The sequence below is a fragment of the Pseudonocardia sp. D17 genome (assembly GCF_036984265.1).
GTDB classification, from domain to species: Bacteria; Actinomycetota; Actinomycetes; order Mycobacteriales; family Pseudonocardiaceae; genus Pseudonocardia; species Pseudonocardia benzenivorans.
In genome coordinates, this window is sequence record NZ_BPRG01000217.1 from 11703 (window position 1) to 25113 (window position 13411).

Genomic DNA, 13411 nt, shown 5'->3' on the forward strand with positions numbered 1-13411 from the left:
GATGCCCGGCTGGGCCCGCGACCGCGCGCGGATGCAGATCCTCGCGCTGGTCTCGGTCGTCGCCGTGCTGCTGGCGGCGGGGATCTGGCTGGCGACCGGCGGCACCGGCCGCCGGATCACCGCGTACTTCACCAACGCGTCGGCGCTGTTCGACGACAACGCCGTGACCGTGCTCGGGGTGAACGTCGGCACGATCGACAAGATCACCCCGCAGGGCACGCAGGTACGCGTCGACATGACGATCACCGACCCCGACGTGCAGCTGCCCGCCGACGTCAAGGCCGTCGTGGTGTCGCCGAGCCTGGTGACGGGCCGCTACGTCGAGCTGGCCCCGGTGTGGACGGGCGGCCCCCGGCTCGCCGACGGCGCCGTGATCCCGCTGGAGCGCACGGCCGTCCCGCTGGGCGTGGACGACCTCAGCCGCACCGCCACCCAGCTCGCCGACGCGCTCGGCCCGAACGGGGCGAACAAGACCGGAGCGCTGTCCGACGTCCTCGGCGTCGCCGCCGCCAACCTGGACGGCAACGGCCAGGCGCTCAACGACACCATCCACAACCTCGGACAGCTGTCGACGACGCTGTCCGGGTCGAGCGACGACCTCTTCGGCACCATCACCCAGCTGCAGAAGGTCACCGAGACGCTCAAGAACGACGACGGCACCGTCCGCGAGTTCACCGACCGCCTCGACTCGGTCACCCGAACCCTGGCCGACCAGCGCGAGGACCTGGGCGGGGCGCTGCAGGAGCTGTCGCTGGCCCTCGGCGAGGTGCAGGCGTTCATCGCCGACAACCGCGCGGCGCTGAAGTCCGACGTCGACAAGCTGACCGACGTCACCGGCACCCTCGCCGACGAGCAGCGCGCCCTCGCCGAGATCCTCGACGTCGCGCCCGCCGCCGTCGGCAACCTCTCCAACACCTACAACGGTGCCTCGGGGACGCTCGACACCCGGGCCAACATCAACGAGCTGTCGTTCCCGCCCGTGCTGTTCCTGTGCACGATGCTGCAGCGCTCGGGGACCGTCCCCGCGCCCCTCGGCGACACCTGCAGGTCGCTGGAGCCGGTGATCTCCGGTGCGGTGCCGCTGCCCAGCGCGGCGGCCGTCATCACGTCGTTGCAACAGGGGCAGGTACCGGCGTTCCCGGCGATGGCCGTGCCGGTCGACCCGCCGATCGGGCTGACCGCGCCCGCGCTCACCCCGCCCACGACGGGCGCGCCGGCTGCGCCGTCGCCCTCCGCCGCGACGTCGTCGGCGACGGCACCGTCCCCGTCGACGACGCCGACCACGAGTGCCCCGCCCGGACTGCTCCCGGGGCTGCTGGGAGGTGGCCGATGAGGCGCGCGCTGCGGCTCGCGGTCTCGACGGCGCTCGTCGGAGCGCTGCTGTCGGGCTGCGGGGTGTTCTCCGGCGGGCTACGCGGCGTCGACCTGCCCGGGGGCGCCGACCTCGGTGACGACCCGTACAGCGTCACGATCCAGTTCGCCGACGTCGCCGACCTCGTGCCGCAGTCACTGGTGAAGGTGGCCGACGTGTCCGTCGGCACCGTCTCCGACATCCGCGTCGACCCCGCGACCTGGAACGCCGTCGTCACCGTGAAGGTCAACCACGACGTGACCCTGCCTGCGAACGCGGTCGCCAGGGTCCGCGACACCAGCCTGCTGGGGGAGAAGTTCGTCGAGCTCGCCCCACCCGACCAGGGCGCCACCGGCACGCTGAGGAACGGCGCGACCATCCCGATCTCGGCGACGAGCCGGGCGGCCGAGGTCGAGGAGGTGCTCGGCGCGCTGTCGATGCTGCTCAACGGCGGCGGCGTCGGCCAGATCCGGACGATCACCACCGAGCTGAACAAGGCCCTGGCGGGCAACGAGCCGCAGATCCGGTCGCTGCTGGCCGATCTCGACACCCTCGTCGGCACCCTCGACGCGCACAAGTCGGAGATCACCCGCGCGCTGGACTCGATCAACCGCCTCTCGGCGACGCTCGCGGCCCGCAAGGACCAGATCGCCGGCGCGCTGCAGGACCTCGGGCCGGGCATCCAGGAGCTGGCCGACCAGCGCGCCCAGCTCGTCGACATGCTCCAGGCGCTCGACCGGCTCTCCCAGGTGGGCACGGACGTCGTCGACCGCTCCCGTGACGACCTGCTCGCCGACCTGAGGTCGCTGCAGCCGACCCTGTCGAAGCTCGCCGAGGCCGGGCAGAACCTGCCGAACTCGCTGCAGATGCTCGGCACGTTCCCGTTCACCGACGCCGCGGTCCCCGGCTTCGCCGGCGACTACGCCAACCTCTACGTCCGCGCCGACCTCGACCTCAAGGACCTGCTCGACAACCTCGCCCGCTCCCCGGAGCCGCCGATCGGGCCCGACGCCCCGTTGCTCAGCGGGCTCCCGGCCACGGCGCAGCTGCTCGCACCGCTGCTCGGCGGTGACCCGAACCGGCCGGCGTTCCCGCTGCTCGGCCAGGTCCCGACGCCGCTGACGACGCAGGACCCGCAGACGGCGCCGCCCCCACCGCCCGCGCCCGAGGCGACGACGCCCGCCCCACCCCCGGCACCGGGCGCCCCGGCCGCGACCACGACCACGCCGCCGCCCCGCGACGGCGGGCTCGTCGGCGGGCTGCTCGGAGGTGGCCGATGATCACCCGTACGGTCCGCAGGCAGCTGTTCGCGCTGCTCGTGATCACCCTCGTCGGCGTCGGCTACGTCGGCATCCGGTACGCGGGGCTCGGAACCGTCTTCGGGGCGACGACCTACCCGGTGACGATGCAGCTCGCCGACTCCGGCGGCATCTTCTCCGGCGCCGACGTCACCTACCGGGGGGTGAGCGTCGGACGGGTCGGCGACCTGACCGTCACCCCCACCGGCGTCGACGTGCGCCTCGACATCGACCGGACCGCCCCCGCCATCCCCGCGGACCTGCACGCCGCCGTCCGCGACCTCTCGGCGATCGGGGAGCAGTACGTCGACCTGTCCCCGGACTCGACGGGCGGGCCGATGCTCGGCGCAGGCTCGGTCATCCCGGCGGCGCGCACGTCGGTGCCGGTGCCGGTCGAGGACCTCGTCTCCAGCCTGGACGGCTTCGTCCGCTCGGTGCCGCTCGACTCGCTGCGCACCGTCGTCGACCAGCTGGGGACGGCGTTCGCGGGCACCGCCCAGCCACTGCAGCAGCTGCTCGACACCAGCAACTCGTTCACCGCGGCCGCCGTCGCCGCGCTGCCGCAGACGACCTCGCTGCTCAGCGACGGGCGGACCGTCCTCACCACGCAGAACGACGTCGCCGGGCAGTTCACCGACTTCAGCCGGAACCTCGCGCTGCTCGCCGCGCAGCTCAAGACGTCCGACCCCGACCTGCGCCGGCTCATCGAGGCCGGACCCGGCGCGGCCGACGAGGTCAGCGGCCTGCTCGCCGAGAGCGGCAGCGGGCTGGGACAGATCATCGCCGACACGCTGACGGTCAGCCGGGTCGCCGAGCCGCGCCAGGCCGGGCTGCGCCAGCTGCTCGTCACCTATCCCGGTGTCGTCGCCAGCGGTTACACGACCGTCCCCGGCGACGGCACCGCGCACCTCGGGCTCGTCGTGAACCTCTTCGACCCGATCGTCTGCGAGCAGGGCTACGGCGGCACGCCGCGGCGGCCCGGCAACGACGTCGCCGAGACCCCGGTCAACGCCGGCGCCTACTGTGCCGAGCCGCCCGGCAGCCCCACCGACGTCCGTGGCGCGCAGAACGTCCCGCGCGCGGCGACACCGAAGCCGCCTCCGGGTACGACGAGCGCAGGGAGCGGCCAGGTCCTGCCGGCGGGGTCGGCGCCCGACCCCTGGCGCGTCCCGCTCGGCACCCCCGCGCAGATCCTCGAGCCCTGAGCAGCGATGACCCGACACCTCGACCGGACGACCCCGTACCTGACCGCAGTCCCCGATGGCAGGCTCCCCGCCTCCGGATGGAGTGCCCGATGACGACACACGCCCCGGAACGACCCGTCCCCGAGGGCGGCACGGCCGGCGCCGACGCCGCGCCCACCGGCGGGCAGGGCGCCACCCGGTTCCGCCGTGGCCTCTCGATCGCCGTGGTCGTCGGCGTGGTGCTGGTGCTCGTCACCGGGGTCCTGTGGCTCGTGACGGCGACCAGCGGCTCGACGCGGCTGGCCCAGGACCGTGACGCCGTGCTCGTCGCGGCCCGGCAGGCGGGCGAGACGGTGACGGCCGTCGACAAGTCCGACGCCGCCGGGACCGTCGCCCGCTGGGAGGCCGTCGCCACGGGTTCGCAGCTCGACGAGCTGCAGACCAGCCACGACCAGTACGTGCAGATGATCGGCAAGCTGCCGGCGAGCGCGCACGGCACGGTCACCGACGCGGCGGTCGCCGAGCTCGACGACCGGGCCGGCACCGCCCGGGTGCTCGTCGGCATGGACGTCACGCTCGACGACGGCGGCAAGACCCCGCCGACGCGCCAGCGCGTCCAGATGGAGATGACGCGCACCGACGACGGCTGGAAGGTCGCCAAGATCGACCCGGTCGGCGGCGCGGCGGGCTGATCCCGCCCCGCACCCGTCCGGAACCCCGAGGTCGACCGACTCCCAGGAGGTCACCGACATGCCCCCGACCCACCGCCGCCGCCCGTCGGGCGTCCGCACCCCCCGCGTCGCCGGCCGCGTCCCCGCCGGCACCCGGCCCGACCCGGCCGGCGCCGACCCCCGCGAGCCGGCCAGGGGACCGGAGACCCGGCCCGACGTCGCGGCCGACACCGAGGCCCGGCCCGCGCGGCGCCGCTCCCGGCCCCGGGGCGTCCCGGTCGCGCCGTCCCGGGCGGCCGCCGCCGTGCGGACGGCGCCGGAGCCGGCCGACGTCGGCGCCCGGGACACGCCCGCGACGGCCGATCCCGCCGACGCAGTCGCGACAGCCGCGGTCCCCACCGACGCGGCCGGCACCGACGGGGATCCGGCCGACGCGCCCACGACCGACGCGCCCACGACCGACGTGCCCGCGGTGGTCGCGCCCCGTCGGCGCGGCCGCGGGTTCCGCACGCGTCGCGCGGCGACCGCCGCCGGCGGCGAGCCCGGCGCGACCGACGACCTCGACGACCTCGACGACCTCAACGACCTCAACGACACCGAGGACACCGAGGACACCGAGGACACCGAGGACACCGAGGCCGGCGCGGCACCACAGCGGGCCCGCCGCCTGCGGGCCCTGCCCCGCCGTCTCCCCGTCGCGACCACCCTGCGCTCGACGGCCGCCGTCGCCGCCGTCGCCGCGGTGCTGCTGCTGGCCGCCGCGTTCATGGGCGTGTCGTGGTGGCGCACCGCGCACTCCGCCGCGGTGGAGAACACCGCGCTGGTCGACGTCGGGGCGACCGCGCAGGTCTCCCAGCAGCTCGGCGACGCGGTGAGGAAGATCTACTCGTTCGACTACACGCGCCTCGACCAGAACCAGCAGGCCGCCCGGGCCGTCATCACGCCGGACTTCCAGGCCGAGTACGACAAGCTCTTCGACCAGGTCCGCACGCTCGGCACGCAGCAGCAGGCCGTCGTCACCGCGACGATCTCGCAGATCGCCGTCCGCGAGATCCACGGCGACACCGCCGTCGCGGTCGTGTTCGTCGACCAGCAGGCCACCAAGGCCGCGGCGGCCGACGGGCAGACCCAGGCCGCGTCGGCGGGCCGGCTGACCGTCACGGGCAAGCTGGTCGACGGCGTCTGGAAGGTCGCCGAGGTGCAGGTCCGCTGAGCCCGCTCACGAGGGCCGTGGCGGCCCCGCGCGCAGGTACCCGCGGCCGGGCGCGTACTCTCGACGTCGGTTCCACCGAAGACCGCAGGTCTGCGGCGCCGGGGTGAGTGTCCCGGCCCGTACGAAGGTCCCGTGCACACGGGCGGCCCGCGCAGGAGGACGAGGTTCCGGGCCGATCGTGCCTGTACGCCCCGTGCGCTCCTGCGCCGGGGCGTTCGTCGTTCCTCGGGGGTCGGAGGCGGTGGATCGCACCGACACCGAGAGGAGGCACAGGGATGGCCCGACCCGACAAGGTCGAGGCGGTCGACGAGATCGCCAACCGGTTCCGGGGCGCGACCGCCTCGGTGGTCACCGAGTACCGCGGCCTCACCACGGCCCAGCTCACCGAGCTGCGCCGCTCGCTCGGCCCGGACGCCACGTACCGCGTCGCCAAGAACACCCTGGTGAAGCGGGCGGCTGCGGATGCGGGCGTCGAGGGTCTCGACGCACTGCTGACCGGCCCGACGGCCATCGCCTTCGTCCAGGGCGAGCCCGTCGACGCGGCCAAGGCGCTGCGCGACTTCGCCAAGGCGCACCAGGGCCTGGTGATCAAGGGCGGCTTCATGGACGGTCGCCCGCTGACCGTCACCGAGGTCAACCAGCTCGCCGACCTGGAGTCCCGCGAGGTCCTGCTGGCCAAGCTGGCCGGCGCGATGAAGGGCAACCTGGCCAAGGCGGCCGGCCTCTTCGCGGCGCCCGCGTCGCAGGTCGCGCGTCTCGCGCAGGCGCTGGCCGACAAGCGTGCCGCCGAGGGTGGGGAAGCCCCCGCCGCCGAGGCCGCGAGCGAGTCCGCCGCCGAGGCGTCCGAGTAACTCGGTGACCGGCGAGAGCCGATCACCCCACCCACCGCTGTACTTCGAGAAAGAGAGCCGATCATGGCGAAGCTGTCCACCGACGAGCTGCTCGACGCGTTCAAGGACCTGACGCTCATCGAGCTGTCCGAGTTCGTCAAGAAGTTCGAGGAGACCTTCGAGGTCACCGCCGCCGCCCCCGTCGCCGTGGCCGCTGCCGGCCCCGCCGCCGGTGGTGCCCCCGCCGAGGCCGAGGCCGAGAAGGACGAGTTCAACGTCGTCCTCGACGCCGCCGGCGACAAGAAGATCCAGGTCATCAAGGTCGTGCGCGAGCTCGTCTCGGGCCTGGGCCTGAAGGAGGCCAAGGACCTCGTCGAGTCGGCCCCGAAGCCGATCCTCGAGGGTGTCGCCAAGGACGCGGCCGAGGCCGCCAAGGCGAAGCTCGAGGAGGCCGGCGCGAAGGTCAGCCTGAGCTGACGTCGCACCAGCACCACGTCCGAAGGGCGGCACCGGAGCTCCGGTGCCGCCCTTCGGCGTCGCAGGGGCGGGTCGGGCCGCGCTCAGGCCTTCGCGGCGCGGTCGCGCAGCTCGCGGCGCAGCAGCTTGCCCGAGGCCGCCTTCGGGATCTCGTCGAGGATCTCCACCAGGCGCGGGTACTTGTAGGCCGCCATTCGGCCCTTCGCGAAGGCGATGAGCTCCTCCGGGGTCACCTCGTGCCCGGGACGCAGGCTCACGAACGCCTTGACCGTCTCGCCCCGGTAGGTGTCGGGGACGCCGACGACGGCCGCCTCCCGGACCGCCTCGTGCTCGTACAGGACGTCCTCGACCTCACGGGGCCACACCTTGTAGCCCCCGGCGTTGATCTGGTCCTTCTTGCGGTCGACGATGTAGAACCAGCCCTGGGCGTCCATGTAGCCGACGTCGCCGGTGTGCAGCTCCCCGCCCGGGAACGCCGTGGCCGTCTCCTCCGGCTTGCCCCAGTAGCCCGCGACGACCTGCGGCCCGCTGATCGCGATCTCGCCGATCTCGCCGACGGGCAGCTCCTGCCCGTCGTCGCCGACGATGCGCGCGACCGTGTCGAACCACGGCAGCCCGACCGACAGGGCGCCCGAGGCCTCGTCGACAGGTGCGGCGGCCCCCCTGGGCACGGCGTGGGTGGGGGAGGTGGTCTCGGTGAGGCCGTAGATGTTGTGCACGTACCGGCCGAACTGCCGCTCGAACGCCTCGACCGTCGACGGCGGGATCGGGGCCCCGCCCGACCACAGCTTCGTCATCGACGAGAAGTCCTCGGCGGTGGCGCCCTCGGTGTTCATCAGCGCGATGAACACCGTGATCGACGCGACGGTGAACGTCGGGCGGTGCTCCCGGATGGCGTCGAGCGCGACGCCGGGCTCGAAGCGGTGGAACAGCACCAGCGGGGCCCGGGTGAGCATCGCGAGCGCGATGTCGGCGACGAGGCCGGTGATGTGGAACAGCGGGGCGACGCCGTAGATGACGTCGTCCGGGCCGATCGAGCACCACTGCCGGAACGCGTCGGCGTTGAAGGCCATGTTCCCGTGGCCGTTCATGGCGCCCTTCGGCGGACCGGTCGTGCCGGAGGTGTAGGTGAGCATCGCGGTGTCACCCGGGGCGGGGGTGACCGGCGGGGGAGTGGCGCCGCGGAAGCGGTCGAGGAGCTCGGCCATGTCCATGACGGTCACCCCGTCGGGCGCCGTCTGCTCCTTGGCGGGGATGCGCTCGACGCCCGCGAAGAGCCGGGGATCGTTGCGGGACTGGTACTCCAGCTCCGACGTCGTGACGACGGTGTGCACCGGCGTGCCGCCGACGACCGACGCGGCCACGTCGCGGTAGAGCGACTCCAGCGTCAGCAGCACGGTCGACCCGGAGTCGTTGAGCAGCAGCTCGACCTCGCGTTCGCGGTTCATCGGGTTGACCGAGACCGCGATGCCGCCGGCCTTCCAGACGGCGACGAGCCCGATGACGAACTGCGGCACGTTCTGCAGGTACAGCGCGACGCGGCCGCCGGGCTCCAGGCCGGCGTCGAGCAGGGCGGCCGCGAGGGCGTCGGACAGGCCGTCGACGTCGCGGCGGGTGAGGGAGCCGTCGAAGTAGTGGATGGCGACGCCGTCGGGGTCCTCGTCGACGCCCGCGCGGAACATCGAGAGTGCGTCGGTGAACCGCGGGCTGATCGTCGCCGGCTGCCCCGCCTCGTAGTTCGACGTCCACGGTCTGTCGGCGTACGCGCCCATCGGTCTCCTTCGCGCTGTGCGGCGACCTCCGTGTCGCCGTCCGGGACGCCGTGATGCAGGTGCATCGAGCCGGCGCGGCCCGATCGTCAGCCGCCCCACGGACGGTGTCAAGCCGCCCGGGACCATGCAGGAGCGCACGTCGGTGCCGCCCTCTCCCGGGTGCAACCCCACGGCTGCCGACGCGCACCGCGACGACCACGAGGTTGCCGACGACGGGCTGTGCGCAACCCTGTGGTCCTGTGCGCAACCGGGGGCGACCATGAGGTTGCGGACGACGGCAGTGCCGGTGCGGATGCACAGAGCAGCGCCCGGTGCCTGTGCCGCCGGTGCCCTGCGGCTGCGCTGTGCCGCCGGTGCCCGTGCCGCCGGTGCCCGTGCCGCCGGTGCCCGTGCCGCCGGTGCCTGTGTCGCCGGTGCCTGTGTCGCCGGTGCCTGTGTCGCCGCGGCCCTGTGTCGGCGCGGTCCTGCGTCGCCGCGGTCCTGCGCCGGCCGATGCTCCGGCGGCCGTCGCGGAGCGTGACGACAGCGGCAACCGCACCGCCCGTCGCATCGACGAACGCCCGCCGGGGGTCCGCGACGGCTCCGCCGGGCGGTCGACGGGCCACCGCGAGGGGTTGTCCAGCGGGTATCGGTGCGCTTCGGCCTACCGCTCGACCGGGCGAAATACCGGTCGTCCGGCGAAAGGGACCACTTACCGACGGGTAGAGCCTTGACTCGGTGCGCCTGCCAGGTCACTCTTAGGTCTCGATGGTTCCCTAGCTGCGAAGCTCGGATACCCATCTCGACAGCGGCTGCATTTGCAGCTAGACTGCCTCTTTGCGCTGCCTCCGCCCAGGTGACGTGTGCGCGCTGTCGAGAGCTCCCCATCAGGGACGGTTCCGGCCGCGGACTCGGAACCTGGTCAGAGGTGTCGCGTCGACAACAGACGGCGTCCATCGATCCTCGACCAAGCCCGACGATCGCCTGCCCGGAGCGGGACGACCAGACGGTAGCGCCTGAGGGCCGGTGTACGCCAGACGAGAGCGTAGTTCTCGGAAGGACGCATCTTGGCTGTCTCCCGCGCCACCGTGACCACTGCGACCCCCGGCTCCGCCGTCTCGGCCAACCCGAGCTTCCCGGGAGCGCCGACCCGGGTGTCGTTCGCGAAGATCCGCGAACCGCTCGAGGTGCCCGACCTCCTCGATCTCCAGATCCAGTCCTTCGAGTGGCTGGTCGGCAGCGAGGCCTGGTTCCAGCGTCGCATCGACGCCGGTGACGACAACCCCGTCGGTGGTCTCGAAGAGATCCTGGCGGAGATCTCCCCCATCGAGGACTTCTCCGGGTCCATGTCCCTGTCCTTCTCGGACCCGCGCTTCGACGAGGTCAAGGCCTCCGTCGAGGAGTGCCGGGACAAGGACATGACCTACGGCGCCCCGCTGTTCGTCACGGCGGAGTTCACCAACAACACCACCGGCGAGATCAAGAGCCAGACGGTGTTCATGGGCGACTTCCCCGTGATGACCGACAAGGGCACGTTCATCATCAACGGCACCGAGCGCGTCGTCGTGTCGCAGCTCGTCCGTTCGCCCGGCGTGTACTTCGACCACGCGATCGACAAGACGACCGAGAAGGACGTCTACTCGGTCAAGATCATCCCCAGCCGCGGCGCGTGGCTGGAGTTCGACGTCGACAAGCGCGACACCGTCGGCGTGCGCATCGACCGCAAGCGCCGGCAGCCGGTCACGGTGCTGCTCAAGGCGCTCGGCTGGACCAACGAGCAGATCTCGGAGCGCTTCGGCTTCTCCGAGACGATCATGGCCACGCTGGAGAAGGACCACACCGCGGGTCAGGACGAGGCGCTGCTCGACATCTACCGCAAGCTGCGCCCGGGCGAGCCGCCCACCCGGGAGAGCGCGCAGACGCTGCTGGAGAACCTGTTCTTCAAGGACAAGCGCTACGACCTGGCCAAGGTCGGCCGCTACAAGGCCAACAAGAAGCTGGGCCTGGCCATCGACAACTCGGTCGGCACGCTGACCGAGGAGGACATCGCCACTACCATCGAGTACCTCGTCCGGCTGCACGCCGGTGAGACGTCGATGGCGGGCGGCGGCAACGGCACGGCCGGCATCCCCGGCGAGGTCGTCCCCGTCGAGACCGACGACATCGACCACTTCGGCAACCGGCGCCTGCGCACCGTCGGCGAGCTCATCCAGAACCAGGTCCGGGTGGGCCTGTCCCGGATGGAGCGCGTCGTCCGCGAGCGGATGACGACGCAGGACGTCGAGGCCATCACGCCGCAGACCCTGATCAACATTCGGCCCGTCGTGGCCGCGATCAAGGAGTTCTTCGGCACGTCGCAGCTGTCGCAGTTCATGGACCAGCACAACCCGCTGGCCGGTCTGACCCACAAGCGGCGGCTGTCCGCGCTGGGCCCGGGCGGTCTGTCGCGTGAGCGCGCGGGCTTCGAGGTCCGCGACGTGCACCCGTCGCACTACGGCCGCATGTGCCCGATCGAGACCCCTGAGGGTCCGAACATCGGCCTGATCGGCTCGCTGTCGACGTTCGCGCAGGTCAACCCGTTCGGCTTCATCCAGACGCCGTACCGCAAGGTCGTCGACGGCGTCGTCACGGAGCAGATCGACTACCTGACCGCCGACGAGGAGGACCGCTTCGTCATCGCGCAGGCCAACGCGCCGCTGAACGACGACGGCTCCTTCACCGAGGACCGCGTCCTGGTGCGCCGCAAGGGCGGCGAGGTCGACCTCATCCCGCCGACGGGCGTCGAGTACATCGACGTCTCGCCGCGGCAGATGGTGTCGGTCGCGACGGCCCTGATCCCGTTCCTCGAGCACGACGATGCGAACCGCGCCCTCATGGGCGCGAACATGCAGCGTCAGTCGGTCCCGCTGCTGCGCAGCGAGGCCCCGCTCGTGGGCACGGGCATGGAGCTGCGCGCCGCGGTCGACGCGGGCGACGTCCTGGTGGCCGAGAAGGCCGGTGTGGTCGAGGAGCTGTGCGCCGACTACATCACCGTCATGGCCGACGAGGGCACCCGCCAGACCTACCGGCTCAACAAGTTCCGCCGCTCGAACCAGGGCACCTGCAACAACCAGAAGCCCATCGTCGACGAGGGGCAGCGGGTCGAGGTCGGCCAGGTGCTGGCCGACGGGCCGTGCACCGAGAACGGCGAGATGGCGCTCGGCAAGAACCTGCTCGTGGCGATCATGCCGTGGGAGGGCCACAACTACGAGGACGCGATCATCCTCTCGCAGCGCCTGGTGCAGGACGACGTGCTGACGTCGATCCACATCGAGGAGCACGAGATCGACGCCCGCGACACCAAGCTGGGCGCCGAGGAGATCACCCGGGACATCCCGAACGTCTCCGAGGAGGTCCTGGCCGACCTCGACGAGCGCGGCATCATCCGGATCGGCGCCGAGGTCCAGCCCGGCGACATCCTGGTCGGCAAGGTCACGCCCAAGGGCGAGACGGAGCTGACCCCGGAGGAGCGCCTGCTCCGCGCGATCTTCGGCGAGAAGGCGCGCGAGGTGCGCGACACCTCGCTGAAGGTCCCGCACGGCGAGAACGGCAAGGTCATCGGCATCCGGGTCTTCTCCCGCGACGACGAGGACGAGCTGGCGCCCGGCGTCAACGAGCTGGTCCGCGTCTACGTGGCGCAGAAGCGCAAGATCCAGGACGGCGACAAGCTCGCCGGCCGGCACGGCAACAAGGGCGTCATCGGCAAGATCCTGCCCGCCGAGGACATGCCCTTCCTGCCTGACGGCACGCCGGTCGACATCATCCTCAACACCCACGGTGTCCCGCGTCGTATGAACATCGGCCAGGTCCTGGAGACCCACCTCGGGTGGATCGCCAAGTCCGGCTGGGAGATCGAGGGCACACCCGAGTGGGCGTCGAAGATGCCCGAGGAGCTCTACTCCGTCGCGCCGAACACGAACACGGCCACGCCCGTGTTCGACGGTGCCAAGGAGCACGAGATCACCGGTCTGCTGGCCTCGACGCGCCCCAACCGCGACGGCGACCGCATGGTCGGTCCCGACGGCAAGGCCCAGCTGTTCGACGGGCGTTCCGGCGAGCCGTACCCGTTCCCGGTCGCGGTGGGCTACATGTACATCCTGAAGCTCGCGCACCTGGTCGACGACAAGATCCACGCGCGCTCGACGGGCCCGTACTCGATGATCACCCAGCAGCCGCTCGGCGGTAAGGCCCAGTTCGGTGGCCAGCGCTTCGGTGAGATGGAGTGCTGGGCGATGCAGGCGTACGGCGCTGCCTACACCCTGCAGGAGCTGCTCACCATCAAGTCCGACGACGTGGTGGGCCGGGTCAAGGTCTACGAGGCGATCGTCAAGGGGGAGAACATCCCCGAGCCGGGCATTCCGGAGTCGTTCAAGGTGCTCCTCAAGGAGCTCCAGTCGCTGTGCCTGAACGTCGAGGTGCTCTCCAGCGACGGTGCGGCGATCGAGATGCGCGACTCCGACGACGAGGACCTGGAGCGGGCCGCGGCGAACCTGGGCATCAACCTGTCCAGCCGCCCGGGGTCGGACTCCATCACCGTCGACGACGTCGTCAACTGACCTGCCCAGAGCCGAGTAACGAAGGAACAGAGGACTCACAT

Annotated in this window: 9 protein-coding genes; 8 read left to right on the top strand and 1 reads right to left on the bottom strand. The window is 72.0% G+C overall.

Annotated elements, in window-relative coordinates:
• Position 1 precedes the first annotated feature (1 nt).
• The 7 genes from PSD17_RS29485 (at position 2) to rplL (ending at position 7024) form a co-directional block, all read left to right on the top strand.
• Complete coding sequence (locus PSD17_RS29485; protein WP_339125694.1) at positions 2-1333, top strand: MCE family protein; 1332 nt, start codon at positions 2-4, stop codon at positions 1331-1333.
• A complete protein-coding gene (locus PSD17_RS29490) occupies positions 1330-2631 on the top strand; it encodes an MCE family protein (RefSeq protein ID WP_339125696.1) in 1302 nt (433 codons plus the stop codon). Before PSD17_RS29485 ends, PSD17_RS29490 begins: the two co-directional genes overlap by 4 nt.
• Complete coding sequence (locus tag PSD17_RS29495; RefSeq protein WP_103381846.1) at positions 2628-3854, top strand: MCE family protein; 1227 nt, start codon at positions 2628-2630, stop codon at positions 3852-3854. The genes PSD17_RS29490 and PSD17_RS29495 overlap by 4 nt, the downstream gene beginning before the upstream one ends.
• 89 nt (positions 3855-3943) lie before the next feature.
• Positions 3944-4525: a hypothetical protein gene (locus PSD17_RS29500; RefSeq protein WP_339125698.1), complete on the top strand. Its 582-nt coding sequence runs from the start codon at positions 3944-3946 to the stop codon at positions 4523-4525.
• Between the two features lie 58 nt (positions 4526-4583).
• The gene (locus PSD17_RS29505; RefSeq protein ID WP_339125700.1) at positions 4584-5717 is read left to right on the top strand and encodes a hypothetical protein; all 1134 of its coding nucleotides are present in this window, start codon (positions 4584-4586) and stop codon (positions 5715-5717) included.
• A gap of 275 nt (positions 5718-5992) precedes the next feature.
• Entirely contained in the window at positions 5993-6568 is a 576-nt protein-coding gene (rplJ, locus tag PSD17_RS29510; protein ID WP_013677474.1) for a 50S ribosomal protein L10, read from the top strand.
• 63 nt (positions 6569-6631) lie between these two features.
• The gene (gene rplL / locus PSD17_RS29515; protein WP_013677473.1) at positions 6632-7024 is read left to right on the top strand and encodes a 50S ribosomal protein L7/L12; all 393 of its coding nucleotides are present in this window, start codon (positions 6632-6634) and stop codon (positions 7022-7024) included.
• 83 nt (positions 7025-7107) lie between these two features.
• Here rplL and PSD17_RS29520 read toward each other — a convergent pair whose 3' ends face one another.
• Positions 7108-8796, bottom strand: a complete 1689-nt coding sequence (locus tag PSD17_RS29520; RefSeq protein ID WP_339125702.1) for a class I adenylate-forming enzyme family protein — start codon at positions 8794-8796, stop codon at positions 7108-7110.
• A 1046-nt stretch (positions 8797-9842) separates the two neighbouring features.
• Here PSD17_RS29520 and rpoB point away from each other — a divergent pair.
• The gene (rpoB, locus tag PSD17_RS29525) at positions 9843-13370 is read left to right on the top strand and encodes a DNA-directed RNA polymerase subunit beta (protein WP_013677471.1); all 3528 of its coding nucleotides are present in this window, start codon (positions 9843-9845) and stop codon (positions 13368-13370) included.
• Positions 13371-13411 lie beyond the last annotated feature (41 nt).